At 70.9% G+C, this 25,091-nt stretch carries 20 protein-coding genes; 5 read left to right on the forward strand and 15 right to left on the reverse strand.

Annotated features, from left to right (window positions below):
- Positions 1-8: 8 nt before the first annotated feature.
- Positions 9-233 (forward strand): tautomerase family protein, encoded by a 225-nt coding sequence (locus EUA94_RS01605; RefSeq protein WP_129424023.1) that lies wholly within the window; start codon positions 9-11, stop codon positions 231-233.
- Between the two features lie 84 nt (positions 234-317).
- Here EUA94_RS01605 and EUA94_RS01610 read toward each other — a convergent pair whose 3' ends face one another.
- The 10 genes from EUA94_RS01610 to kduI form a co-directional block, all read right to left on the reverse strand.
- Positions 318-6,098, reverse strand: a complete 5,781-nt coding sequence (locus EUA94_RS01610) for a LamG-like jellyroll fold domain-containing protein (RefSeq protein WP_129424024.1) — start codon at positions 6,096-6,098, stop codon at positions 318-320.
- A gap of 221 nt (positions 6,099-6,319) precedes the next feature.
- Complete coding sequence (locus EUA94_RS01615; RefSeq protein WP_129424026.1) at positions 6,320-7,417, reverse strand: sugar kinase; 1,098 nt, start codon at positions 7,415-7,417, stop codon at positions 6,320-6,322.
- Positions 7,414-8,055 (reverse strand): bifunctional 4-hydroxy-2-oxoglutarate aldolase/2-dehydro-3-deoxy-phosphogluconate aldolase, encoded by a 642-nt coding sequence (eda, locus tag EUA94_RS01620; RefSeq protein ID WP_129424028.1) that lies wholly within the window; start codon positions 8,053-8,055, stop codon positions 7,414-7,416. The genes EUA94_RS01615 and eda overlap by 4 nt, the downstream gene beginning before the upstream one ends.
- The gene (locus EUA94_RS01625; protein WP_129424030.1) at positions 8,052-9,554 is read right to left on the reverse strand and encodes an aldehyde dehydrogenase family protein; all 1,503 of its coding nucleotides are present in this window, start codon (positions 9,552-9,554) and stop codon (positions 8,052-8,054) included. The genes eda and EUA94_RS01625 overlap by 4 nt, the downstream gene beginning before the upstream one ends.
- 62 nt (positions 9,555-9,616) lie before the next feature.
- Positions 9,617-10,612, reverse strand: a complete 996-nt coding sequence (locus EUA94_RS01630) for an ABC transporter permease (RefSeq protein ID WP_129424031.1) — start codon at positions 10,610-10,612, stop codon at positions 9,617-9,619.
- Between the two features lies 1 nt (position 10,613).
- On the reverse strand, positions 10,614-12,161 hold the full coding sequence (locus EUA94_RS01635) for a sugar ABC transporter ATP-binding protein (RefSeq protein WP_129424033.1): 1,548 nt from the start codon (positions 12,159-12,161) through the stop codon (positions 10,614-10,616).
- Positions 12,158-13,171, reverse strand: a complete 1,014-nt coding sequence (locus EUA94_RS01640; RefSeq protein WP_242494616.1) for an ABC transporter permease — start codon at positions 13,169-13,171, stop codon at positions 12,158-12,160. Before EUA94_RS01640 ends, EUA94_RS01635 begins: the two co-directional genes overlap by 4 nt.
- A 2-nt stretch (positions 13,172-13,173) precedes the next feature.
- Positions 13,174-14,262, reverse strand: a complete 1,089-nt coding sequence (locus EUA94_RS01645; RefSeq protein ID WP_129424035.1) for a sugar ABC transporter substrate-binding protein — start codon at positions 14,260-14,262, stop codon at positions 13,174-13,176.
- 91 nt (positions 14,263-14,353) lie between these two features.
- Positions 14,354-15,070, reverse strand: coding sequence for an SDR family oxidoreductase (locus EUA94_RS01650; protein WP_242494613.1), 717 nt, complete (start codon positions 15,068-15,070; stop codon positions 14,354-14,356).
- A gap of 50 nt (positions 15,071-15,120) precedes the next feature.
- Positions 15,121-15,936 (reverse strand): 5-dehydro-4-deoxy-D-glucuronate isomerase, encoded by an 816-nt coding sequence (gene kduI, locus EUA94_RS01655; RefSeq protein ID WP_242494617.1) that lies wholly within the window; start codon positions 15,934-15,936, stop codon positions 15,121-15,123.
- A gap of 134 nt (positions 15,937-16,070) precedes the next feature.
- Here kduI and EUA94_RS01660 point away from each other — a divergent pair, with 134 nt between their 5' ends.
- A complete protein-coding gene (locus tag EUA94_RS01660; protein ID WP_129424041.1) occupies positions 16,071-16,874 on the forward strand; it encodes an IclR family transcriptional regulator in 804 nt (267 codons plus the stop codon).
- Positions 16,875-16,883: 9 nt separating this feature from the next.
- On the opposite strand, the gene EUA94_RS01665 is transcribed toward EUA94_RS01660, so the two are convergent.
- Positions 16,884-17,744, reverse strand: a complete 861-nt coding sequence (locus EUA94_RS01665; RefSeq protein ID WP_129424043.1) for a LysR family transcriptional regulator — start codon at positions 17,742-17,744, stop codon at positions 16,884-16,886.
- Positions 17,745-17,827: 83 nt separating this feature from the next.
- Between EUA94_RS01665 and EUA94_RS01670 the strand changes: the two genes are divergently transcribed.
- Entirely contained in the window at positions 17,828-18,754 is a 927-nt protein-coding gene (locus tag EUA94_RS01670) for an EamA family transporter (RefSeq protein ID WP_129424045.1), read from the forward strand.
- On the opposite strand, the gene EUA94_RS01675 is transcribed toward EUA94_RS01670, so the two are convergent.
- The 3 genes from EUA94_RS01675 to EUA94_RS01685 are packed head-to-tail and all read right to left on the reverse strand — an operon-like array spanning position 18,656 to position 21,389.
- Positions 18,656-19,081, reverse strand: coding sequence for a hypothetical protein (locus tag EUA94_RS01675; RefSeq protein WP_129424047.1), 426 nt, complete (start codon positions 19,079-19,081; stop codon positions 18,656-18,658). The two genes, EUA94_RS01670 and EUA94_RS01675, sit on opposite strands and share 99 nt — an antisense overlap.
- Positions 19,081-20,286 carry a fatty acid desaturase family protein gene (locus EUA94_RS01680; RefSeq protein ID WP_129424049.1) on the reverse strand — a complete coding sequence of 402 codons (1,206 nt, stop codon included), beginning with the start codon at positions 20,284-20,286 and terminating at the stop codon, positions 19,081-19,083. Before EUA94_RS01680 ends, EUA94_RS01675 begins: the two co-directional genes overlap by 1 nt.
- 14 nt (positions 20,287-20,300) lie before the next feature.
- Positions 20,301-21,389 (reverse strand): ferredoxin reductase, encoded by a 1,089-nt coding sequence (locus EUA94_RS01685; protein ID WP_129424051.1) that lies wholly within the window; start codon positions 21,387-21,389, stop codon positions 20,301-20,303.
- Between the two features lie 115 nt (positions 21,390-21,504).
- Here EUA94_RS01685 and EUA94_RS01690 point away from each other — a divergent pair, with 115 nt between their 5' ends.
- Positions 21,505-22,182: a hypothetical protein gene (locus EUA94_RS01690; protein ID WP_129424053.1), complete on the forward strand. Its 678-nt coding sequence runs from the start codon at positions 21,505-21,507 to the stop codon at positions 22,180-22,182.
- 29 nt (positions 22,183-22,211) lie between these two features.
- The gene (locus tag EUA94_RS22845; protein ID WP_277986070.1) at positions 22,212-23,477 is read left to right on the forward strand and encodes a helix-turn-helix transcriptional regulator; all 1,266 of its coding nucleotides are present in this window, start codon (positions 22,212-22,214) and stop codon (positions 23,475-23,477) included.
- On the opposite strand, the gene EUA94_RS01705 is transcribed toward EUA94_RS22845, so the two are convergent.
- Positions 23,459-24,862 (reverse strand): phospholipase D-like domain-containing protein, encoded by a 1,404-nt coding sequence (locus EUA94_RS01705; protein ID WP_165356759.1) that lies wholly within the window; start codon positions 24,860-24,862, stop codon positions 23,459-23,461. The genes EUA94_RS22845 and EUA94_RS01705 overlap by 19 nt on opposite strands.
- Between the last annotated feature and the right edge of the window lie 229 nt (positions 24,863-25,091).

Genomic DNA, 25,091 nt, shown 5'->3' on the forward strand with positions numbered 1-25,091 from the left:
GAACCCCCATGCCCAACATCACCGTCGAGCTGCTGCGCGGCCGCACGATCGAGCAGCGCCGGGACTTCGCGAAGGCCGTGGCCGACAGCGCCGTCGAGATCCTCGGCGCGCGCCGCCAGGACGTCCGCATGGTCTTCACCGAGATCACCGCCGACATCGTCGCCAACGGTGGGGTCCTCGCCAGCGAGGACGACAGCCGCGCGGGCGTCGTCGCCGCGCTCGCCGACGACTGATCGGCTCGCTCCCCCGCACCACGTACGCCGAGGCCGGCAGCTCCGCCAAGGAGCTGCCGGCCTCGTGCCGTGTCGGGCCCCCGGCTATCGGACCCGGACGGTGACGCGCGCCGTGGCCTGCTGCACCAGGTCGCTGCCGAGGTAGGACGCCGTCAGGGTGAGCTGGCCACCCTTGGGCGCCTTGGCCAGGGTGAACACGGCCTTCCCGCCGGAGACGACCGCCGTCATGGTCGCCCCTCCGTCGATCTCGATCCTGACCTGCCCCTCGACCGGGACGGCGTACGGCGCGGTGAGGGCCACCGTGACGGTCGCCTTGCCTCCGCTGGCCTTCGCGGCCGTGACCTCCATGGTGGGCACGACCTTGTCGACCTGTACGCGGACCGTCGAGGTCGCCGGCGCGTGGCCGGCATCGCCGAGGTAGCGCAGGGTCAGGTCGTGGACTCCCGGGAGGAGCGACCGCGCCGGGAGCACGAGCGTTCCGCGACCGGCGGCCACGGTGGCGACCGCGAGGAGCTGGGTGCCCTTGCGCAGCTCGACCTGACCACCCGCGGTGTCGGGCGAGACGACGACCGAGACGGTCCCGGCCGTGCCGTAGCCGATGGGCACTGCCACGCCGGCGACCGCCGTGACGGTCGGCGACTTGACCGTGATGGTGACCCGCGCCGGCGCCGACGTGTCCGCGCCGTCGTCCGCCCGGTAGGTGAAGACGTCCTTGCCGTTGAAGCCGGCGTCCGACACGTAGGTGAAGGAGCCGTCCGCTGCCACGGTGACCTCTCCGTTGGCGGGCTGGACGACGGCCGCCGTGGTGAGGACGTTGCCGTCCGCATCGGTGTCGTTGGCCAGGACTCCGGGCGCCGGGATGACGAGCGGCTCCCCGCCGACGGCGTCGTACGCGTCGTCGCCAGCGACCGGCGCGGTGTTGACCGGCTGCTGACCCTCCTCGACCGTGAGGGTCACCGTCGTCGCGGCGGAGGACGCTGTCCCGTCGCTGGCCTGGTAGGTGAAGGTGTCCGTGCCGAAGAAGCCGGCAGCGGGCGTGTAGGTGAACCCACCGTTCGCGGCCAGGGTGACCGTCCCGTGGGCGGGCTGGGTGACCCCGGTGGCCGTCAACGCGTCGCCGTCGGCGTCCGTGTCGTTGGCCAGGACTCCCGGTGCGGGGACGACGAGCGGCTCGTCCTCCGCCGTCCCGTACGCGTCCGACGCCCCCACCGGTGCGGCGTTGGTGTCGCCCTCGAAGAGTTCGAGGACGTCCGCGGCGGACAGCTCGTAGCCGTAGATCCGGAAGTCGTCGACCTGCTCGGTGGGACGCGGGTCGTTCCAGCTCGTGTTGCCGATGAAGTTGGCGCCGGTGCCGCCCAGTCCGACGTCACCGATGTCCACCGGAATGTTGTCCCGGGTGCCGCCGTTCATCAGCGCGCCGTTGAAGTAGATCTTGCCCGTGGTGCCGCCGCCGGTGGGCGAGGGACCGAGGGTGACCACGACGTGGGTCCACTGGTTGAGCGGCAGGTCGGTGGTGCCGGGGAGCTGGATGCGGAACTGCTCGCCGTTGTCGGCGCGCAGGGTCGCCGCGAAGCCGCGGACGCCGTTCTCGGTGCGCGACTGCAGGAGGAAGAACTCCTGCGTGCTCTTGCCGATCTGGACGTGGGTCGTCCAGTTGGGCAGGTTGGTCGGTCGGAGCCAGGTCGAGACGGTGAACTGCTCGTCCATGCCTTCCGTGATGTCGTTCGGCAGGGTGACGTGGCCGGCGCCGGGCAGGGTGACCCCGGCTCCGTACTTCGCCGTCGCGGTCCAGCCCGCGGTGCCCTGGAGCGTCGCGTTGCCGATCGAGGGGTCGGTGCCGGAGTTGGCCGCCGTGGTCCCCGTGCCCTCGTCGAAGGTGTAGTGGACCGGTACGCCCTCACCGACCGGTGGCCGGTCGACCGTGTGACTGACGGTCTTCGCGGAGCTGCGCCAGCCGTCGTCGGCGAGGAAGCGCACCTCTACCTGGTGCACCCGCGGCGACAGGGTGACCGCCGGGAACGAGACCGCTCCCCCGGTGACGTCGACCTGACCGCCCTCGCGGGCGCCGTCGATCCACAGCTCGGCGACACCGGTCGGCGTCGGGCCCGAGGCAGCGGCGACCGTCGCGGAGACCGCGATCGGCTCTGCGTACGGCGACGGCGAGGCCGGCGTGATGCTGACGTCGACCGTGGTCGGCAGGGCCGAGCCCTCGTCGTACATCGCGGCGATGTCGGCGTCGGTGAGCGTCGAGGTGTAGACGCGGACGTCGTCGACGAGTCCGTTGTACGACGGGTCGGGGAAGCCGTTGCGACCCAGCCAGTTGTTCGCGGTGGGGCCGACGTCGGCCATGGTGATCGTCAGGTCGGTGCGCTGGGCGATCTTCGCGCCGTTGAGGTAGAGCGTGCCCGTGGAGCCGGTGCGCGTGAACGCGACGTGGTTCCACTGGTTCGCGACGATGTCCCTCGTGGGGGTGGCGTACACGCGCTCCTGGAGGGAGCTGCCCTTCTTCTTGAAGGTCGCGGCCAGTCCGGTGCCGCCGGGGGCGGCGTCGGTCTGCATCTGGATCTGGAAGAAGCTGCCCGCGCCCTCCAGACCGTCACCGATGTGGAACAGCCCGATCCAGTTCGCCTTGGCGTCGGGTCGCACCCAGAACGCAGTGGTGAAGTCCGTCTCGCCCTGGAGCAGGTTGTCCGGGAGGTCGACGGCGTTGGCGTTGCTGCCGCCCTGGAGGTCGACGGCGCCACCGTGGATGCCGGCGGTGCTCCAGCCGGTCGTGCCGGTCAGCGTCGCCGCGCCGACGGAACCGTCGGTGCCGGTGTTGGCGGCCGACGTGCCGGAGCCCTCCTCGAACTCGTAGCGGACCGGGATGTCGGAGGCACCGGCGTCGGTGCCGACGACGACGAGGTCGTCGATCACGACACCAGCAGCTGCGCTGCTCGCCGAGACGGTCAGGTCGAGCTGGCGTGAGGTTGCGGTGAAGGTGCCCACGTAGGTCCCGAACTTCGTCGTGGACGACAGGTCGGTGCCGGCGGACAGGTTCGCAGAGAGGCCGGCGACGGAGATGTTGGCCCTGCCAGGAGCGGTGCCGGCGGACCGGCTGTCGCGGGCGTAGCGCGCCGAGAGGCGGTACTCGCGCCCCACGTCGAGGCCCTGCAACGTGCGGGTCATGCTGCCGTTCGTGCCGACGGCGAGGTGGTAGCCGGTGAGGCCGAGGCCGCCCTGGCTGCCGTCAGCGGCACGGATGAGCTGCACCTGGCGGGTGACCTCCCAGGGCGAGAGCCGGCCGTTGCCGGGCGCCACGTCCACGCTGTTCGGGTAGGTGCCCGACTGCCACGAGGTGGGGAGCCGCGGGTACTCGAACTGGTCGACCACCTTCGGGGCCGGCGAGTCCATCTCGACGGTCGGGTCGATCTGGACGATGTCGGCGACCGAGGGCGTGCCGTCCTCGTCGAAGACGAAGACCATGTACGCACCGGGCGGGGCGTACGTCGCGTCGACGGGGCTCTCGATGGTGAGCGAGCTCCCGTTCTTGGTGAACGCCAGGTCCTGGAAGTTCTGGTCGTTGTTGAACCCGTGGGTCACCGAGCCGTTGCGGACCAGGGTGACCCGGGAGACGGAGCTGGCGGTCGTCTGCGCGGTGAACGTGCCGCCGTAGCCGATCTCCTTCGGCACGGCCGTGACGTCGGGCCGGGTCGCGAGCTCGTCGCCGTCGTAGAGGTACGAGGGCGAGTAGAACTCCACGTCGGTGTAGTTGCGCGGGCCGGGGGCACCGCCGCCGCCCACCATGATCCGGCCGTCGGGCAGGAGCAGGGCCACGGAGTGGTAGAGGCGGGCGTGCTCGTAGGGCACCTTCACCTCGGTCCACTGGCCGGAGTCGGGGTTCCAGATCTCGGCGTTGGTGACGTATCCACCGTTGCCGTTGTTCTCGCGCGAGCCGCCCGTGACGATCACGTTGCCGTCGGGCATCACGGTCGAGGTGGCCCAGTGGCGGGCGTACTTCATCGGCTGGGTCGCGGTGACCACGGGCTGGGCGGTGCCGCCCGTGATGTCGACCGTGAAGCCGGCCTTGGCGCCGGCGGGACCGCCGCCGTTGGCCCACCAGCCGCCGCCGACCTGGAGGATCTTGCCAGGGCGGTACATCGTGGCCGTCGAGGTGGCGCCGACCGGGTTGCCGTTGGCGCCCTGGTTGGCGATGCCCGCGGGCAGGGTGCCGCGCAGGGTCACCGCACCGTCACCGGACGGGTCGAGCTCGTACATCTGGGTGCCGGTGATGTTGAAGACCTTGCCGTTGCCCGGCGCGACGAACGCGCGGGGGTACCACCAGCGGTTCTCGTCGGGCAGGCCGTTGCCGCCGTCGCCGTACGCCGCGGCGCTGGTGGCGCCGGTGAGGAGCTTCCACGAGCTGTCGTTCTCGGGGTCGTAGAGCTCCGGGGTGAGGACGCCGGGACCGCCGGGGCCGCCCTTGAGCGAGCCGCCCTGCACGACGACCGAGCCGTCGGGCAACGTCGTGCCGGTGGGGTACCAGCGCGGGTAGTTCATCGGGGCCTCGTTGCGCAGGCCGGAGTTGGTGGAGTAGCTCGTGACGCCGATGGCCGCGTCGTTGGGGGCGTTGCCGCCGAGGCCGTCGTCCCCGCCGACCGTGAAGGTCGAGCGGCGGTGCGGCATCTGCACCTGCATGGAGCAGAAGAGGTCGGTGTACGTCGCGTTGGGGACGACCCCGGCGATGACGTTGCCGATGGAGCGGATCACGCTCGGGTCCCAGACGTCGATCTGCATCTGGCCGCCCTGGGTCACGCAGCCGTTGCCGCCCCAGTCGTAGGGGTTGGCGTCGGTGCAGCCCGAGGACACCGAGCCGAAGGACTGGACCTTGCCGTCGGTGGTGAGCGCGGCGTTGATCGGGACCAGCGGCCACGGGGTCACGTCGCCCCACGAGCCCTGCTCGTCCTTGGCCGGCGGCGAGCAGTCGGCCGGGAGCAGCGCCGCCGAGTAGGCGAGGCCGTTGCGCAGCTGGGCGCGGACGAAGTTGTCGGCGTCGTTGTCGTTGGCGTTGCCACCGTCGTCGGCGGCCGTGTAGGCCGAGGCGTGGTGGCCCAGCGAGGAGTACCAGGACCGGCCCGCGTCGATGGTCTGGCACCACGTGACGGGGTGCGTCGTGCCCTCCTCGCCCACCTCGGTGCCGGCGGGGAACGAGGACTCGTCCACCGTCACCAGAGTGCGTACGTTCTCGCTCGGGTTGACGTCCCACTCGTACCACTCGTCGGTGTACGAGAGCTGGGCCGGCAGCCCTGCGGCCAGGGGGTGCGTGGTGTCGCTGACGCTGACGGTGCCGCGCTGCCCGCCCGCAGGCTCGGGGTGGCCGGTGGCGGCCGCGCCGACGAGGCGCCGGTAGAAGGGGTTCACGTCGTGCTCGGTCTGGTCGGGCGACCACGAGGTGTAGTGGATGCCGACGAAGCCGCCGCCGCCGCGGATGTAGGCCTCGAGCGCGGCGCGCTGCTCGGTGGTGAAGAGCACGCCCGCGGTGTGGGCGAAGACGAGGACGTCCTTGGTGGCCAGGTTCTCCGGGGTGAAGGCGGCCGCGCTGGCCGTCTCCTGGATGTCGGCTACGGCCTGGGCCGGGTTGCCGCTGTTGTTGTCGAGGCCGTACTCGGCCGCGAGGGAGTTGGACATCTCCCGCACCGCGGCGCGGGTGTTGGCCACCGAGCCGTGGACCCCGTCGCCGCTGGAGAACAGCAGGACCCGGAGCACGTCGTCGTCGGCCGCGGCGGCGGCCGCGGGAGCTGCGACACCTGCCGCCAGCGGGAGCACGACCACCCCGGCGAACAGGACGGCCAGGCCTCGGCGGACAGATCGGCGGAGCACGTTCATCTTCGTTCCCTTGGCTCGACTGGAGAGGAGCTCGGCGGGCGGCGGGTGCGGTCAGCGCTCACGAGATAGGACGACGTTATGACCCACGTCACATCAGAGTCAAGAACTCTGTCCAGAATCGTGAACAATTTATCCTGGCTGTTCACGTACATGAAAACAGACCTGGGCGGCCGATCCCCCGCACGGGGTCGACCACCCAGGCCTGGCCAGGGGTGAGGTGCTCAGCGGCGCACGCGCGCGCTTCCTCCGCCGGCCAGTGCGCGGACTTCCTCGCGCGTGGCCATCGAGGTGTCGCCCGGGGTGGTCATGGCGAGCGCGCCGTGGGCCGCCCCGAGCTCGAGGCACTGCTGCAGCGGCTCGCCCTCGAGCAGGCCGCAGACGAGCCCGGAGGCGAAGCCGTCGCCGCCGCCGACCCGGTCGAAGATCCCGAGGTGGTCGCGGGGCGTGGAGGCGAGGACGCCGGTCTCCGGCGACCACGCGATGGCCTGCCAGTCGTTGTCGCTGGCGTTGTGGACGGTGCGCAGGGTCGTCGCGATCACCTTGAACCACGGCATCTTCTCCGCGACCGTGCCGACCATCGCCTCGAAGCTGTCCATCGGCAGCGCGCTGAGGTTCTCGTCGACGTGGGCGACCTCGAAGCCGAGGGCGGCGGTGAAGTCCTCCTCGTTCCCGATCATCACGTCGACGTGAGCGGCGAGCCGGGTGTTGACGTCACGGGCGAAGTCGGGGCCGCCGATCCCCGCCCACAGGCTGGGCCGGTAGTTGAGGTCGAAGGAGACGACAGTGCCGTGTTTCCGCGCGGCTGCCATGGCCTCCTCGGCAACCGCGGCGGCGTTCTCGGACAGCGCGGCGTAGATGCCGCCGGTGTGCAGCCAACGCACCCCTCGGCGACCGAACAGGTCGTCCCAGTCCACCGTCCCCGGCGCCATCTGGGCGATGGCGGTGTGGGCGCGGTCGGAGACGCCGACGGCACCGCGGACGCCGTACCCGCGCTCGGTGAAGTTGAGGCCGTTGCGCACGCCGCGACCGATGCCGTCGTACGGCTCCCAGCGGATGAGCGAGGTGTCGACGCCGCCCTGCATGATGAGGTTCTCGACCAGGTGGCCGATCTCGTTGTCGGCGAGGGCGGTCACGACGCCGGCGCGCAGGCCGAAGACCTTGCGCATGCCGCGGGCGACGTTGTACTCGCCGCCGCCCTCCCACGCCTCGAACCGCCGGGCGGTGCGAATGCGCCCCTCCCCCGGGTCGAGCCGCAGCATCACCTCGCCGAGCGCGACGATGTCGAGCTCGCACTCGTCGGCGGGTCGGGTCTCGATCATGCGGGTGCTCCTAGCCCGTAGAGGGTGGTCGACGCGGCACAGCGGGCCGCGACCTCGTCCCAGCGCCCGTCGCGGAGCAGGTCGCCGGCGACCATCCAGCTGCCGCCGACGGCGGCGACGGACGGGTGCGCGAGGTAGGCCGGGGCGCTGTCGGCGGTGATCCCGCCGGTGGGCATGAAGCGCACCTGCGGGAAGGCCGCGGCCAGCGCCTTGATCGTCGGCAGGCCGCCGTTGGCCTCCGCCGGGAAGAACTTGACGGTGTCCAGGCCGAGGTCGAGCGCCCGCATGATCTCGCTGGGGGTGCTGATCCCCGGGATCACCGGCACGCCGACCTCCTGGCAGCGACGTACGACGTCCGCGCTGAGGCCCGGCGACACGATGAACCGCGCCCCCGCCTCGATCGCCTCGTCGACCTGCCGGGGCGTCAGCACGGTCCCGGCGCCGACCACGAGGTCGTCGTTGTCCGCGAGCCGGCGCAGCACGGCCGCGGCCTCCGGCGTACGGAACGTCGCCTCGGCGACCGGGAGCCCACCGGCGACGAGGGCGGCGCCCAGGGCGTCGGCGCGGGCTGGGTCGTCCAGGACGACCACCGGCACGATCCGGTGGCCACCCAGGACGTCTGTGGCGCTTGCGTTCACCGGAGCTCGGCGATGACGGTCTTGAGCTCGGTGTAGTCGTCGAGGCCGAACGAGCCCAGCTCGCGGCCCCAGCCCGACTGCTTGTAGCCGCCGCGCGGCAGGACCACGTCGTCGGCGTGCCAGGTGTTGAGCCACACCGTGCCCGCGCGCAGCTTGCTGCCGACCCGGTGGGCGGTGCCGAGGTCGCGCGACCACACGCCGGCCGCGAGGCCGTACACGGTGTTGTTGGCGGCAGCGACGACCTCGTCCTCGGTGTCGAACGGAATCGCGGTGATGACCGGGCCGAAGATCTCGTCGGTCTGGATGGCCATCTGCTCCGTGACGTCGGTGATGAGCGTCGGCGAGAAGAAGTAGCCCTTCTCGGCGGCCGAGTCGGGGCTGCCGGCGGCCAGCGTGGCGCCGTCCGAGACCGCACCGCGGACGTAGCCGATGACCTTCTCGTGCTGCTCCTGCGACACGAGCGGGCCCATGGTCGTGGCCGGGTCGAACGCGTCGCCGACCGTGATCGCCATCGCGGCCGCGGCGACGCCCTCGATGACCTGGTCGAAGACGTCGCGCTGGACGTAGAGGCGCGAGCCGTTGACGCAGCACTGGCCCTCGTTGAAGTAGCCGGCGAGCGCAGCGCCCGCGATCGCCGCCTCGAGGTCGGCGTCGTTGAAGATGATGTTGGGCGCCTTGCCGCCGAGCTCGAGCGAGACCTTCTTGAGGTTCTTCGAGGCACCGGCGGCGATCTTCTTGCCGACCTCGGTCGAGCCGGTGAAGGCGACCTTGTCGACGTCGCGGTGGTCGACGAGCGCGGCACCGGCGTCACCGAAGCCGGGAAGCACGTTGACGACGCCGGCGGGGACGCCGGCCTCGAGCAGCAGCTCGCCGAGGCGGAGCGCGGTGAGCGGCGTCTGCTCGGCCGGCTTGAGGATGACCGTGTTGCCGGCGGTGATCGCCGGGACGATCTTGAAGGCCGCCATCGTGAGCGGGAAGTTCCACGGCACGATGCCGGCGACGACGCCGATGGCCTCGCGGCGGGTGTACGCGTGGAACTCGCGACCGGGGACCGACATCGGGATGGAGGTGCCCTCCATCTTGGTCGCCCAGCCGGCGAAGTAGCGGAACAGCTCCGCCGCGACACCGACGTCGCCCCGGGCCGACGCCAGGCTCTTGCCGTTGTCGAGCGACTCGAGCTGCGCGAACTCCTCGGCCTGCTCATCGATCAGGTCGCCGATGCGCCACAGCAGGTGCGAGCGCTCGCGCGGGGTGAACTTCGACCACGGCGAGCCGGCCTCGAAGGCGTTGCGGGCGGCCACGACGGCACGGTCGGCGTCGACGGCGGAGGCCTGGGCGACCTGGACGAGTACCTCCTCGGTGGCCGGGTTGACGGTGTCGAAGGTCTGGCCGTCCTTCGCGTCGACCCACTCGCCGTCGATGAGGAGCTGCTTGGGCGAGGACAGGAACGACGAGACGGCGGGCAGGAGCTGGGAGTCCAGTTGGGATTCGGCGGACATGAGAAGCCTTCCGGGTACGGGTGACAGTTCTGCGGTTCGGGTCAGGGGGGCGGGACGGGCTGCTACTTGATGATCAGCACCTTGGATCGGTCGAGGGTCAGCGCGACGGCGGCGACGATGATCGCGCCGTACAGGATCTGCTCCCAGGCCGAGGACACGCCGACGATCGGCAGGCCGACCCGGAGCAGGGTCACGACGAGGGCACCGGCGAGGCTGCGCCAGAGCGAGCCGTGGCCGCCGGTGATGGCGGTGCCGCCGACCACGATGGCCGCGACCGCCGGCAGGAGCAGGTTGTCGGCCATCGTCGGGCTGCCGCTGAAGTTGCGCGACACCAGCATGACCGCCGCGAGACCGGCGCACGCGCCCGAGATCGTGAAGGCCGCGACCTTCACCAGGTCGACAGGGGTGCCGGCGAGCCGGGCCGCCGACTCGGAGTAGCCGGTGGCGCGGACGAAGCTCTCCAGCGGCGTCAGCTTGAGGACCAGCGAGATCGCCGCGACCACGATGACGGCGACGACGAACGACATCGGCACGATCCCGCCGACGTAGAGGGTCAGCCACTTCGTGGCGTCGCGGTCGACGATGCGGATCGGACCGGCGTCGGAGATCACGAGCGCGACAGCGGCGAAGATGCTCATGCCACCGAGCGTCATGATGAACGACGGGATCCGCAGCACCACGTGGCCGATGCCCTGCACCATGCCGATCAGGCCGGCCGCGCCGATGACGACCAGGGTGGTGAGGCCACCCAGGTCGGGCAGCCACATCGCGAAGAGGACCGTCGACAGCGAGCAGAGCGCAGCGATCGACAGGTCGATGCCGCCGCACAGCACCACCAGGGTGGCGCCCGCGGCGAGCACGGCCAGCGGGGCCGACGTACGCACCGCCGCGGTGAGGCTGCGCTGGGTGAGGAAGTCCGGGTCGGCGAACGTCAACGCGGCGAGCAGCGCGACGAGCGCGATGACCGGCATGAACGACGTGAGCCGCTGGCCGACGGTCGGACCACCGCTGACGGGCGCCTGGTCGGCGGCCGGCGTAGCGAGGACAGGGGTCGTCATGTCAGACCATCTCCTTGACCAGGTCGAGCGGGGTCGGCTTGCCGCCTGCAGGACACGCGACCTCCCGGGTCGCCCGGCCGTCGCTCATCACGATGATCCGGTCGGACATGCCGATGGCCTCCTCGAGGCTGTCGGCGAGCAGGACGGCGGCGACGCCGCTGTTCGCGAGCTCGCGCATCAGGCTGTAGACCTCCGAGCGGGCACCGATGTCGAGGCCGCGGGTGGGGTGGTCGAGCAGCAGCAGCCGGATGTCGCCGGCGACCAGCCACCGGGCCAGCACGACCTTCTGCTGGTTGCCGCCGGAGAGCCGCTGGATCGCGGTGCCGCGGTGCGGGGTGCGGATCGAGAGCCGCTCGATCCACTTGTCGACCAGCGTGGCCTGCTTCTGCGGCACCACCAGCGGTCCGGAGCAGCGGGACTTCTGCTTGGTGAGGGTCATGTTGTCGGCGACCGACATCGGCCCGACCATGCCCTCGATCTTGCGCTCGGCGGGGACGTAGCCGATCCCGGCGGCGCACGCGGCGCGGGTCCCGGAGAGGTCGAGCTTGTCGCCGTCGAGGGTGACCTCGCCGGCCAGGGTCGGTTCGGCGCCGAACAGGGCGCGGCACACGTCCTCGCGACCAGATCCGTGCACGCCGACGATGCCGACGATCTCACCGGCGTGGACGTCGAGGTCGACGTCACGGAACGTCGCGCCGGACAGGCCGCGTACGACGAGCCGCGGGCGGGCCGGCTCGTCGGACCGCTCGGCCAGGTTGCCGTGGTAGTGGTCGTCGGACCCGGTGGACCCGATCATCATGCGGTGCAGCTCGGCAGGGGCTGCGCCCGCGGTGGGCACCTCGCCCACCGACTGCCCCCCGCGGAGCACGCTCACGCGGTCGCAGACGTCCAGGACCTCGTCGAGGCGGTGCGAGACGAAGACGACCGAGGCGAACTCCCGCAGCCGGCGGACCTGGGTGAAGAGGGTCTCGATCTCCTTCGACTCCAGCACCGAGGTGGGCTCGTCGAGGATGATGACCGGCGGGTGGGACGTGCGCTCCTCGATGCGGAGCACCTTGGCGATCTCGACCATCTGGCGCTCGGCGAAGGTCAGCGTGTCCGTCCGGGCGAGCGGGTCGATGTGCGACCCGATCTTGTCGAGCTGGGCCTGGGCGAGCTTGCGCATCGTGTCCCAGCGGTAGATCCCGCGGCGTACGCCCGGGCCCTCACTGCCGAGGACGATGTTCTCCGCAGCGGTGAGGTTGGGGACGAGCGACTGCTCCTGGAAGACCATGCCGATGCCGTGGTCGGCGGCCTCGACGACGCTGCGCAGCCGGACCTTCTCGCCGCGCACCCAGATCTCGCCGGCGTCCGGGCGGACGAGCCCGACGAGCGCCTTGAGCAGGGTGGACTTGCCGGCACCGTTCTCGCCGGCGAGGCCGAGCACCTCGTGCTGGCGGACGACCAGGTCGACGCCGTCGAGCGCCTTGACGCCCGGGTAGTGCTTGACCAGTCCCCTGACCTCGAGGGCATTGACCTCGAGGGCGTTGACCTGCGTCTGGGCGGTCACTTCGTCACCTGGTTCCTACGACGTTGGGGAAGGACGGCGGCAGCGACGGCCGCGACGACGATGAGGCCCTGGACGCCGCCCTGCCAGTAGGGACTGACGCCGACCTGGACGAGCCCGTTGGTGAGGACCGTGACGAGCAGGACGCCGACCGCCGAGTGGAGGATGCCGCCGCGGCCGCCGGTGAGCAGGGTGCCGCCGACGACGGCGGCCGTGATGGCCGCGAAGTCGTAGCCCTTGCCGGCCTGGACCAGGCCCGCGCTGAGCTGGCTGGTCACCATGACGCCCGCCAGGCCGTAGAAGGTCCCGGCCAGCGTGAAGACGGCGACCTTGTAGGGCGCGACCTTCACCCCGGACAGGGCCAGCACCTCCTCGGCACCGCCGATTGCGAAGGCGTACCGGCCGAGCCGGGAGTAGCGCTGGATGAGCCAGCCCACGAGGACGCAGGCGACGGCGATCCAGGTGAGGTAGGCCAGTCCGAGGAACCGTTGCACCGCCCAGCTGTCGAGCATGTCGTCACGGATGTTGGGCTGGACGCCGGCGAACATCAAGGTGGCGAGGCCGAGCCCCACCGCCGAGACGCCGAGCGTGGTCATGAAGGACGGGACCTTCAGCGAGACGAGGGCCAGGCCGCTCAGGCAGCCGAGCGCGGAGCCCAGCAGGAGGGCAACCAGGACACCGAGAAGTCCGTACGCGTTGTCGTTGCGGTTGTTGGCGACCAGGAGGGACACCGCGATCGCGGAGGCCCCCATGACGCCCGGGGCGGAGAGGTCGATCGAGCCCATCATCAGCACGAAGCTGATGCCGCAGGTCACGACGGCGAGGACTGCCGCCGCGTCCATGATGTTCTGCACGTTGCCGAGGGTCCGGAAGTCGTCGCTGAGCAGCGAGAAGACCGCGAAGATGACGACCAGTGCGATCGGCGGACCGGCGTCTCCGAGCGACACCCCCCGCCGAGGCCGGGGGCGCGGTGCGACCACGACCTCGGTGTCGGCGTCGGCGGGGGATGTCATGGTCACGAGATCGCGCCCTGCGACCGGCTGAAGACGTTGTCGCACTCGAAGTCGGCCTCGTCGGTCTGCGGCGAGGAGAAGTCGGCGACGTTGTCGCTGGTGATCAGGAACTGCTCGGCGAACCAGGCACGGTCCTCGTCGGTGATGTCCTCGGCGGCAAGCTCACCGGTGGCCACGCAGAAGCCGATGGCCAGGCCGATGCCGCCCTGCCAGGGGCCGTCGGAGGAGACGGTCGCGGTCATCGTGCCGTCCTCGATGGCGGTCAGTGCGTCCGGGACGGCGTCGATGCCGACGACGGCCACGTCCGTGCGGCCGGCCTGCTCGAGCGCCTCGAGGGCGCCGAGGGCCATGTCGTCGTTGGCGGCCCAGATGCCCTTGAGGTCGTCGCCGTGCTTGGTGAGCAGCGTCTTGGTCACCTCGAGTGCCTCCGCACGGGAGAAGTTGGCCGTCTGGTCGTCGAGCAGCTCGACGTCGGGGTTCGCGGCCAGCGACTCCTCCAGGCCCGCGAAGCGGTCCTTGGCGGCGCCCGTGTCCAGGATGCCCTGCAGGGCAACGATGCCACCCGAGCCACCAATGGCCTCGGCCAGAGCGTCACCGATCTGCTTGCCGGACTCGACACCGTTGTAGGTGATGTGACTCAGCCACTGGTCGTAGTCGGCGACGTTGAGGTCGGCCGGCTTGTTCCACTGCGTGACGAGGTAGGCACCGGCCTCCTCGGCACCCTCGACGATCGGCGGGGTGTCGGAGTCGCCGTTGGGCAGGATGTTCATGACGAGGCACTCGGTGTCGCCGGCGAGGAGCTGGCTGATCTGCTCCTGCTGGCGCGTCGAGTCACCGTCGTACGTCAGGCGGTCCTGGGTCAGGCCGACCTGCTCGGCGAACGCGTCGCCGCCGTCGAGCCACGCGGCCTCGTAGGGGTTGGACTCGTTGCGCACCTGACCCACCAGGGTGACGTCCTCGGGTGCACAGGCGCCGGCCTCGGCGCCGCCACCGCCGCCGCCCCCGCTTGCCTCTTCACTGCAGCCGGCGAGCGTGGCTGCAGCCAGGGTCAGGCCGATCACGACAGCGGTCGGTCGAGAGGTGAACTTCATGGTCGATCCTCATTCTCTTTCGGTGCCGGTTGTCCGGCGGAGGGACTGACTGGGTCAGGTACTGCCCCGAGTGGGTGGTGCGGGTGTGCGGTCAGCGGGCCATCCAGCCACCGTCGACGACCAGCACGTGGCCGTTGACGTAGTCGGATGCGGAGGAGCTCAGGAAGACGGCCGCCCCGGCGATGTCGTCGGCGGAGCCCCAGCGACCTGCCGGGATCCGCTCGAGGATCGAGCGGGACCGGTCGGGGTCCTCGCGGAGGGCGGTCGTGTTGTCGGTGGAGATGTAGCCGGGTGCGATCGCGTTGACCTGCACGCCGTGCGGGCCCCACTCGTTGGCGAGGGCCTTGGTGACGCCGGCGACGGCGTGCTTGCTGGCGGCGTACGACGCCACCCGGATGCCGCCTTGGAAGGACAGCAGGCTGGCGATGCTCACGATCTTGCCGCTCCCGCGCGCGACCATGGGCCGGCCGAGTGCCTGGGACAGCAGGAAGACACCGTTGAGGTTGACGTCGAGGACCCGCTGCCAGTCCTCGCGGGCGAGGTCGACGGTGTCCTGACGGTCGATGGTGCCGGCGTTGTTGATCGCGATGTCGACCTGCCGTGATGCGGCGAGCTCGGCGCCGACGCTCTCGACGGCGGCCAGGTCACTCAGGTCGAGGTCGACCACGTCGACCTTGCCGCCGAGCCCGACGAGCGCCTCACGGGTGTCGTCGTTGCTGCCCGGACGTCCGACCAGGACCACCTCGGCACCGGCACGCGACAGACCGAGCGCGATCGCGCGCCCAATGCCGCGGCTCGCGCCGGTCACCACTGCGCACCTACCGTGCAGGTCGAAGGGTGAGGAGGCGGAGGTCTCGGTCACAGGTCCTCCACCGCGACGGGCGCGAGGTCGGTGTAGCAGTTGTTCTCGCCGGCCATCGCCCAGATGAAGGCGTACGACCCGGTGCCGGCGCCGGCGTGGATGGACCACGGCGGCGAGATGACGGCCTCCCGGTTCTTCAGGACCAGGTGGCGGGTGTGGCCCGGCTGCCCCATGAAGTGGAAGACGCGGTCGTCGTCGGCGAGGTCGACGTAGCAGTAGATCTCGGTCCGGCGGGCGTGCAGGTGCGGCGGGAAGGTGTTCCACACCGAGCCGTCCGCGATCACGGTGACGCCGAACTGGAGCACGGAGGTCTCGACGTCCTGGCCCCACACGTAGCGGAAGAGGCTGCGCTCGTTGGCGGCGTCGGCCGAGCCGAGCGCGACCGGCTCGACGTCCTGGTGGCTGAGCAGCGCGTGGGGGTACGTCGCGTGCGCCGGCGCGGAGACGAAGTAGAACGCGGCCTCGGTCCCGACGAAGGCGACCTCGCTCCCCCGGCCGACGTACAGGCCGTCGAGGTGCTCGAGCTCGAACTTCTCGTCGTCCACCAGCACGTGGCCGGCGCCGCCGACGTTGATGATGCCGAGCTCGCGGCGCTGGAGGTGCGACTCCTCGCCGAGCACGTCGGTGAAGGCCGGGAGGTCGAGCTGGCCGGTGCCGGGCAGGGCGCCGCCGATGACCATGCGGTCCTCGTGGGTGTAGGTGGCGCGCACCTCACCGGGGACGAACAGGTCCTGGACCAGGAAGATGTCGCGCAGGTCGGCCGTGGTGGCAGTCTCCGCACTGGTGGGAGACGTCGAGTATCGGACCTGCATCACGGGGAACACTCCTCGGTGTTATGAACTGCGTTCGTCTATGTGAACTGAGTTCGACTTTATACGTGACGCCCATCACTGGTCAAGGGTCTGAACCCGTGTCCATGTATGCGAACTGCGGTACAGTGCTCCGCATGAGCCAGGCCACGCAGCTGCAGAAGGAGACCGCCGCGTCCAGCGCGGCCGGTCCGGTCAAGTCGGCGGCGCGCGCGCTCGATCTGCTCGACGAGATCGCCGCCAACGGGCCCGGCACGCAGCTGCAGCTCTCGACACGGCTGAGCATCCCCAAGAGCAGCCTCCACGCGCTGCTGCGCACGATGGTCGACCGCGGCTGGCTCCAGACCGACCCGACCGGCAGCGTCTACCAGCTCGGCATCCACTCCCTCGTCGTCAGCTCGGCCTACCTCGACGGCGACCCGGTGCTGGCCCGAGCCGCGTCCGTGCTCGACGAGGTCGCCGCCGCCACCGGGGAGACCGTCCACCTCGGCCGGCTCGAGGGCGCCGACGTCATCTACACGGCCAAGCGTGAGTCGATCCACCCCCTCCGCATGCACTCCGCGGTCGGGCGCCGGCTCCCGGCGTACGCCACCTCGCTGGGCCGCGCCCTCCTCGCCGAGCTCCCGCTCGACCAGCGCAGCGGCATGGTCCCCGAGCACATCAGCGCGATCACGCCCAACACGACAACCGACAAGGACGCCGTGCTGGACATCATCGACCGCGCGGTGGTCCAGGGCTACGCCACCGAGAGCGAGGAGTCCTGCATGGGCGTGCGCTGCTTCGGTGTCGCCCTGCCCTTCGGGCACCACGCCGTCGACGCGCTGAGCGTCGCCGTGCCGATCAGCCGCCTCGACAACGGGCGCGAGGACCTCATCATCGAGACGCTGCTGAGCGTCAAGGCGCGGCTCGCGGCCGTCCACGGCAACAGCCTGGTGCGCTGAGCCCTCCCCTCACGCCACCAGCCGTTCCACCACGGCTCGCAGGGGCGGCCAGCTGTCGCGCCCACGGCGGATGACGGCGTACGCACGGAGCTGGACGGCACCGTCCCCCAGGCGCAGGACGCTCACCCCGCGCCGGGACGTACGCCCGCGCGGGAGCAGGCCCACGCCGCGGCCGGCGTGGATCAGGTCGTCGAGCAGCTCGAGCGAGTCGATCCGGTGCACGACCCGCGGCGCGAACCCGGCTCGTGCGGCCAGGGCGCGGAGGGCGCGCTCGTCGGCGGTGTGCCGCGAGTTCACGATCCAGTCGCGGTCGGCCAGGTCTGCCATCGCGAGGCCGCGGTCACGCGTCGGCACCCCGACTCCCCACTCGCGTGACCACAGCGGCCGGACGTCGTGGTCGTCGCGCCACTCGGCGGGCGCCAGGTCGTAGTCGTAGACGAGGGCCAGGTCGACCTCGTCGCGGGCAAGGAGGTCGAAGGCCTCGAGCGGCTCGTACTCGAGGATGCGTACGTCGATCCCGGGATGGGTCGCCCGGAGGTCGTCGACCACCGGCAGGAGCGAGGCGCGGATCGCCGAGGCGAAGCCGGCGACGCGAAGGACGCCCGCCGGTTCGGCTCCCGGGTCGAGGTCGAGGCGCGCGGAGTCGACCGCGGCCAGGATCGTCACGGCGTGCTCGGCGAGCCGGCGCCCCGCCGGAGTCAGCCGTACGCGCCGGCCGTCCGGCTCCACCAGCGGCGCGCCGACCTCGCGGGCGAGCGCCGCGATCCCCTGCGAGACGCTCGACGTCGTGGTGGTCAGGGCATCGGCGACCTCGTGCATCGAACCGAGGCGGGAGAGCTCGAGGAGCATGCGGAGCCGGCGGACGTCCATCCCGTGATTGTGCTGTCCGGATGAACGAACTGTCCAGCAAACTCACGTGGACGTGAACGGTTGTCGTCAACTTCACTGGACACATGTCCCGCTCCCCCGCCCGTACCGGCGCCTCGATGGCCGTCGCCTCCATGCTCTGCGTCCAGCTCGGCCTCGCCGCCTCCGTCGGCCTCATCGACGACATCGGCGCCTCCGGTGCCGCCTGGCTGCGTCTCTTCTGGGCCGGGATCCTGCTGCTGGTCATCGTCCGGCCGCGCGTGCGCGACTACAGCCGCGAGGCCCTCGTGGCCGGGACCGCGCTCGGCGTCGTGACTGCCGGGGTGACGGTGCTGTTCATGGGCGCCGTCGCACGCCTCCCCCTCGGCACCGCCAGCGCCCTGGAGTTCCTCGGCCCGCTGGCGATCGCCGTGGTCCGCAGCCGGGGTGCCGGGCGCGCCTGGGCACTGCTCGCGGCCGTCGGCGTCGTCTTCCTGACCCAGCCGTGGACCGGCGACGCCGACCCGGTCGGTGTCGCCCTCGCACTCGGCGCGGCGGTGTGCTGGGCGGCGTACATCCTGCTCACGCAGCGGGTCGGTGACGCGGTCACGGGGCTGGGAGGGTTGGCCATCTCGATGCCGGTCGCCGGGCTGGTGGCCACGCTCGTCGCCGGACCCGGCGTCGTGGACCACCTGACCCCGGAGCTGCTCGTCTACGGCCTCGGGCTCGCGATCCTGCTGCCGGTCGTCCCGTTCACGCTCGAGTTGCTGGCGCTCCGCCGGCTGACGACCGGCGCCTTCGGCACGCTGATGGCCCTCGAGCCGGCCTTCGCCCTGATCATCGGGTTCCTCGCCCTCAGCCAGGTGCCCAACGGGCTGGCCGTCGCCGGCATCGGTCTCGTGGTCGCGGCCGGCATCGGTGCCGAGCGCAGCGGGTCACGGGACAGCGGGGATGAGCGGCTCGAAGACGGGACGCCGGTCGACGTCGTCCTTGGTCGGCCGGACGAACTCGAAGCTGGCAGTCGTCACCAGTAGCCACTCCGCGGGCGGGGCGTCCAGCCCCAGCACCGGGTCGGCCACGTCGGCGTACGACGCCAACAGCCGCTCGGCGCAGTCGACGTGGCACGCCGGGACGTGGAAGGCCATCCGGTCGAGCTCGCGCGGCGTCCCGACGAAGGCGAGCGGTCGACCGAGGGTCGCGCCGCACACCCCGCAGGTCCGGCTCAGTGCGCACTGCGTCACCCGGCGTACGTCCAGGGTCCGGACGGATGCTCCGGCCTCGGTCCCGGCCGCGAAGGGCACCGGCACGCCGATGACCGGATCGGTGGGCAGCTCGTCGAACGAGCGGGGTGCGGCGTCCATCATGCGCTCCGGCCGCGCGACCAGCCGCCCAGCTCGGGGCGTCGTGACGGGCGCTCCGCGTCCGACTTCCGCCTGCGGTCTCGCACGGGGCTCGGTGGCTCGGGCTGGTCGCTGCTCGTCCAGCTGTTCGGGACCGACAGCTTCATGATGGTCCGCAGCGCCTGGCCGTACTGCCGGTGCAGCGGTCCGATCGTGTACGGGATGTCGTACTTCTCGCAGAGGGCGCGCACCTTGACCGCGATCTCGGGGTACCGGTTGCTCGGGAGGTCGGGGAAGAGGTGGTGCTCGATCTGGTAGCCGAGGCTGCCGCTGAGCACGTGCAGCGTCCGGCCGCCCTCGAAGTTGGCCGAGCCGAGCATCTGGCGCAGGTACCACTCGGCGCGCGTCTCGTCCTCGAGCTCCTCCTCGGTGAAGTGCAGCGCCCCGTCAGGGAAGTGCCCGCAGAAGATGATGACGTAGGACCACAGGTTGCGCGCGACGTTCGCCGTCGCGTTGGCCTTCATCGTCGAGCGCCACTGCCGACCCGACAGCGCGGGATAGACCACGTAGTCCTTGAGGATCTGGTTGCGGCCCTTGGTGACGATCTGCCGCAGCTGGCGCTTCATCTCCTTCGGGTCCTTCTCGCCCTTGCGAATCCGCTCGAGGTCGAGGTCGTGAAGCGCGACGCCCCACTGGAAGAGGCTCGCGAGCAGCGCGTTGTAGACCGGCTGCCCGAGGTTGGCCGGGTGCCACTTCTGCTCGCGCGCCATCCGCAGGATGCCGTAGCCGATGTCGTTGTCGTGGCCGAGCACGTTGGTGAACTGGTGGTGGACGTAGTTGTGCGAGTGCTTCCACTGCTCGGCCGGCTGGGCGGTGTCCCACTCCCAGTTGCTCGAGTGGATCTCCGGGTCGTTCATCCAGTCCCACTGGCCGTGCATGACGTTGTGCCCGATCTCCATGTTCTCCAGGATCTTGGCGATCCCGAGCATGGCGGCGCCGGCGACGAGGGCGGGGCGACCGGCCTTCGTGTGCGCGCTCGCGAGCATCGCGACCCGACCGCCGGCGGCGAGGCCGCGTTGGAAGCGGATCAGCTTGTTGATGTACGCCGCGTCTTCGGCGTTGCGCGACTCCTCGATCTCGGCGCGGATGGCGTCGAGCTCGCGGCCGAGCTGCTCCACGTCCTCCTCGCTGAGGTGGGTGTACTCCGTGACGTCGGAGATGGCCATGGCGGGGTCCTTCCTTAGATGTCGAGCGTGCAGTCGCCGACTGCGGCGGTGACGCAGGTCTGCACCTGCTCGTTGGGCTGGGCGTACTCGTCGCCGTTGCGGAGGTCGCGGACCGTGCCCGAGACCAGGGTGACCGTGCAGGTGTGGCAGATCCCCATGCGGCAGCCGTACGGCATCCCGACGCCGGCCTGCTCACCGGCCTCGAGGACCGTCGTCGCCCCGTCCACCTCGACCTTCTTGCCCGAGTTGCGGAACGTCAGCGTGCCGCCCTCTCCCCCGTCGCCGCCGAGCTCGAGGGAGAACCGCTCGACGTGCAGCCGGTCCTCCAGCCCCGCGCGGTCGTAGTGCTCCACGATCGCGTCGAGCATCGGCGCCGGGCCGCAGGCCCAGGTCTCCCGCTCGCGCCAGTCGGGACAGATCGCATCGAGGTCGGCGAGATCCAGCATGCCGTCGGTGTCGGTGTGCTGCTGGTGCAGCCGCAGCCCTGCGTGCTGCTCCTCGAGCCGCAGCAGCTCGTCGCGGAAGATCATCCGCTCCGGCGTCGGCGAGGAGTAGTGCAGCACCACGTCGGGCCCGCCCTCACCGAAGGCGCCCCGCCGGTCGAGCGTACGCAGCATCGACATCACCGGCGTGATGCCGCTCCCGCCGACGAGGAACAGCATCCGGGCCGGAGGCGGATCGGGCAGCGTGAAGTCGCCCTCGGGCGACGCGAGCCGGACGATCGTCCCGGGCTCGAGGCCGTTGACGAGGTGGGACGACAGCTTGCCCTCGGGCATCGCCCGAACCGTGATCGCAAGGGTGCGACCGCGTTGCTTCGTCGGCGAGCTGACCGAGTAGGACCGCCACTGGAACTTGCCGTCCACCGGGATGCCGATCCCGATGTACTGGCCGGGCCGGTGGTCCCAGCGCCAGCCCCAGCCCGGCCTGATCACCAGGGTGGCGGCATCGTCGGTCTCCGGGACGACCTTCTCCACCCGGCCCCTGAGCTCGCGCGAGGTCCACAGCGGGTTGAGCAGCCGCAGGTAGTCGTCCGGGTGCAGGGGCGTCGTGAGCTTCGACCCCGCTCGGCGGACCCGACCCCACGGGACGGTGCTGATGGTCATCGGATCAGTGAACACTCGTTTACTGAATACGTCAATCACCCCCCGGGGCGTGATCGGCGCGGAAGTGGGACATCTGCACCATGCGGTCTGCGCGACACCCTGCCGACAGTGGGGCATGACACACGCACCCCACGTCCCGCCACTGTCGCGAGCCGCCCGGCTCGCCGCCGCGACCAGCCTGGCGCTCGGATCGGCGCTCGTCGCCCTTCCCCAGTACGTCGAGCACCTGCGCGCCGGCGACCTCGAGCGGGAGGAGCAGATCGCCTGGGGACTGGCCCACCAGGCGTTCTACCGCAGTGAGTGGGCGGCGGGGATGGTCGGCAGCTTCCTGCTGCTGCTCGGCTTCCTCGGGTTGTGGCAGCGCACCCGCTGGACCTCTCCGCGTCTCACCGCGGTGGGCGCGGTCGTGCTCACCTGGGGCATGAGCGGGCAGATCTTCAGCGACGTCGCGACGTACACCGCACAGGTGGTGATCGCGGACGTCCTGGGCGCCTCCAGAGCGGAGCGCGTGATCGCCGAGGGCTACCTCCACGACCCCGGGATGGTCGCCGTCGTCCTCGTCCCGGTGATCGGCGGCATGCTCGTCGGAACCCTGCTGCTGGCGACGGCCTGCTGGCGCACGGACCTGCCGAAACCCCCCGTCGTGGCGCTCGCGCTCTGGCCACTCTGGGACTTCTTCGGGCCGGGGCCGGTGGGACCGTTCACGGCGGACCTGTTGCTCCTGCTCAGCGGGGTGTGGCTGGGCGTGGCCCTGGCCCGACAGGCCGACCAGTGGCACGGCAGGGGCTGCTGACGCCGCCCCCGCCCGGCCATACTGCAGACGTGACGGGACTGCTGGCGTGGGTGGTCGCAGCCGGGTCCGCCCTGCTGGGGGCCACGGCGATCTTCATCGGCCCGCACGACCCCCTGCCGTGGGACTCCGGGCTCTATCCTCTGGTCTTCGGCGTGCCGGGAGCACTCGTCGCGTCGCACCTGCCGCGCAGCCCCGTGGGCTGGCTGATGCTGGTCGTCGGCACGGGGTTCGCCGTCAACACCGCGGGAGTGCAGTACGTCGCAGAGGGCGGTGCGCCCGGTGCCGAGTGGTGGGCCTGGTGGGTCGGTCGCGGCGGAGGCGCACTGCTGGTGCCCGCGTCGCTGCTCCTGGTCCTCCTGCTCCCGAACGGCCGGCTCCCGAGCCGCCGGTGGCGTGGACCGGTGGCGGCGGTCGTCGGCTTCCAGGTGGTGCTCCTCGTGGCGGCATCGCTGACGCGCGGATCGGCGGCCCTCGACGACACGGTGCGCGGGGCCGCCGGCCTGACCACGCCCGTCGGGCTGCTCCCGGAATCGTGGAACACGTTCATCGAGGCGGCCATCGCACCCGCGCTCGTCCTCCCGTTCCTCCTCGGGATCCCGGCAGCGTTCGCGCGGATCCGCGCCGCCGACTCCGACGAGCGTCCGCGCGTCACCGGCGTCCTGGGCGGGGTCGTGCTGTTCGTCCTCCTCGTCACCCTCCCGGACCTCGCCTGGCCCGCGGCCGCGGCCTGGTTCCACCTCGCCGGCGCCGCCATCCTGTCTGCGGCCGTCCTGGTCGCGGCGCTGCGCGGGCACTTCGAGCAGGTCGAGGTGGTGGTGTCCCAGGCGTTCGTCTACGGCACGCTGACCGTGGCGGTCACCGGGGCGTACGTCGCCCTGGTCGCGCTCGCGCCCGGCCTCGACGAGCGGCTCGCGGGAGTGGGCACGGCCGTCGTCGCCCTCGCGCTCCTGCCGGCTCGCCGGGTCCTGCAGGACCGGTTGCGCCGGTTCGTCTACGGCGACGCGGCCGACCGACCCGGGACGGTGCCCGCCGAGGCCGCTGCCGCTTCGCACGACCACCGTCCGTCGGCGTCATCCCCGGTCCTGTCCCGCCGCGAGAACGAGGTCATGCGGCACGTCGAGCAGGGCATGACGAACAACCAGATCGCTGCCGAGCTCTTCATCTCGCCGGTGACCGTCCGCAACCACGTCAGCTCGATCCTCATCAAGCTCGACGCGACGAACCGTACGCAGGCCGTCGCGAGGTTCCAGGCGTCGGTCCGCGAGTCAGGATCGGGTCAGTCGTTCTCCCAGTAGGGACCCTTCGCGTAGTTCTCGGGCCCGATCGTGGTGACCGGTCGGCGCACCGTCACCCAGCGCCCGTCGCGCTTGACCCGGAAATTCGCGTAGTTGGTGGTGTAGGCGTCGCGCGAGTTGCGCTTGTTGTTCCACTGGTAGTCGAAGTTCTTCACGTACTTCCTGGCCACCCGCGAGCCCCGCACGGTGAACCAGATCTCGTCGTTGGCCGTGCTGAGGCTGGCCCAGTTCGAGGACCCGGTGAGCACCATCTCCGTTCCCTGGACGCCGTTGTAGGTGCCCTGGATGACGAAGTACTTCTGGTGGCTGTAGAAGTCGAGGATCAGGTCGTCCTCGCCGTCCATGTTGAGGTCGAAGTTGTCCTCGGTGTTGTAGTCGAGCCCGGTCGAGCGCAGCGGGATCCGGCCGCGCGGAGTGGGCGCGGCGATGACGCCCTTGGTGTGGTAGCCGATCAGCCCGAACATCACGCGTACGTCGCACCCCTGGGCGTACTTCTTGCGGATGGCGGCGGCGAGGTAGTTGCCGCGGTCGCCGCGCATCGTGTGCATCGACAGGGCGAGGCGGGTGCGGACCATGCCGCCGGCGCCGTCCGGGGTGAGGCACTGGACCTTGCCCAGCATGTCGAGCACGAGGTCGTTCTTGGGGCCGGACACCCGCGGGAAGGCCCACACCGTGTGCTTGTCGACGGAGTCGTCGCAGACGGGGCCGGTCGGCACTCCGCAGAACAGGAGCGGGTCCTGGCGGGTGTTGTAGTCGTTCCTCATGTCGTTGAAGAGGTCGACGAACTGCCGGAAGATCTCGTGCTCGCCCGACATGAAGTAAAGGTCGTTCCACTGGTGGATGTCGGCGTTGCGCGTCATGTTGGCCGAGCCGACGGCAACGACGTCCGTGGACTTCCCGGCCTGGCTGAACAGGTACAGCTTGGTGTGCAGGTTGTTGAACTCGTTGGCGGCGCCGCGGCAGCTCTTCTTGCACTTGTAGATGAAGCTCTTCGCCGTGCGGTCCGTGCCGATCTCGTTGCGGATCATCTTCATGGCCGCGGTGTCCTGGTGGTCGTTGAGCAGCATCTGGACCTTGACGCCGCGGCGGGCGGCAGCGACGATCGCGGCCGCAACGTTGCGCCGGTCGAACGAGTAGACCGCGATCCTGATGTACGACCCCTTCGGCGCGTGCTTGATCGTCTGGACGACCTTGTTCTCGATCCGGAAGTGGCCCTTGGCCAGGTGCGGGTCGTTGAAGAAGGGTCCGCTGGGGGCCTCCCACTTGGCCTTGGCCTGGGCCGCGGCTGCCGGGGCGGGTTGTGCCGCCGTGGCCGTCATCGACCCACCCCATGCGGCGCCGAGCACCAGGCAGAGGGAGAGCAGCAGGGTCGGGAACCGGGACACGTACGCACCTTTCGAGAGCAAGCCTGCAGATCGGCTGCGGCTACCCATTGTTTCTACAACGTGGCGAGAGCGCACCTGCCCAGCCCACGCCGTGGGCTCGGAGTTGTCGCCACGAGAGCGAGGGTGGATCTCGCGGAGCCGGGTCCACCAGGGGGCCGACGGCTCGAGCATTCGCGCAGGCCTTCGCCGACATCGCGACGCTCGCGCTGATGCAGTCGTCCGAGGCCGA

The sequence above is a fragment of the Nocardioides zhouii genome (assembly GCF_004137345.1).
GTDB lineage: Bacteria > Actinomycetota > Actinomycetes > Propionibacteriales > Nocardioidaceae > Nocardioides > Nocardioides zhouii.

Coding starts and splice junctions, on each gene's coding strand:
- EUA94_RS01605 (WP_129424023.1), top strand. CDS start 9: ATGCCCAACATCACCGTCGAGCTGCTGCGCGGCCGCACGATCGAGCAG.
- EUA94_RS01610 (WP_129424024.1), bottom strand. CDS start 6,098: ATGAACGTGCTCCGCCGATCTGTCCGCCGAGGCCTGGCCGTCCTGTTC.
- EUA94_RS01615 (WP_129424026.1), bottom strand. CDS start 7,417: ATGATCGAGACCCGACCCGCCGACGAGTGCGAGCTCGACATCGTCGCG.
- EUA94_RS01625 (WP_129424030.1), bottom strand. CDS start 9,554: ATGTCCGCCGAATCCCAACTGGACTCCCAGCTCCTGCCCGCCGTCTCG.
- EUA94_RS01630 (WP_129424031.1), bottom strand. CDS start 10,612: ATGACGACCCCTGTCCTCGCTACGCCGGCCGCCGACCAGGCGCCCGTC.
- EUA94_RS01640 (WP_242494616.1), bottom strand. CDS start 13,171: ATGACATCCCCCGCCGACGCCGACACCGAGGTCGTGGTCGCACCGCGC.
- EUA94_RS01645 (WP_129424035.1), bottom strand. CDS start 14,262: ATGAAGTTCACCTCTCGACCGACCGCTGTCGTGATCGGCCTGACCCTG.
- kduI (WP_242494617.1), bottom strand. CDS start 15,936: ATGCAGGTCCGATACTCGACGTCTCCCACCAGTGCGGAGACTGCCACC.
- EUA94_RS01660 (WP_129424041.1), top strand. CDS start 16,071: ATGAGCCAGGCCACGCAGCTGCAGAAGGAGACCGCCGCGTCCAGCGCG.
- EUA94_RS01665 (WP_129424043.1), bottom strand. CDS start 17,744: ATGGACGTCCGCCGGCTCCGCATGCTCCTCGAGCTCTCCCGCCTCGGT.
- EUA94_RS01670 (WP_129424045.1), top strand. CDS start 17,828: ATGTCCCGCTCCCCCGCCCGTACCGGCGCCTCGATGGCCGTCGCCTCC.
- EUA94_RS01675 (WP_129424047.1), bottom strand. CDS start 19,081: ATGGACGCCGCACCCCGCTCGTTCGACGAGCTGCCCACCGATCCGGTC.
- EUA94_RS01680 (WP_129424049.1), bottom strand. CDS start 20,286: ATGGCCATCTCCGACGTCACGGAGTACACCCACCTCAGCGAGGAGGAC.
- EUA94_RS01685 (WP_129424051.1), bottom strand. CDS start 21,389: ATGACCATCAGCACCGTCCCGTGGGGTCGGGTCCGCCGAGCGGGGTCG.
- EUA94_RS01690 (WP_129424053.1), top strand. CDS start 21,505: ATGACACACGCACCCCACGTCCCGCCACTGTCGCGAGCCGCCCGGCTC.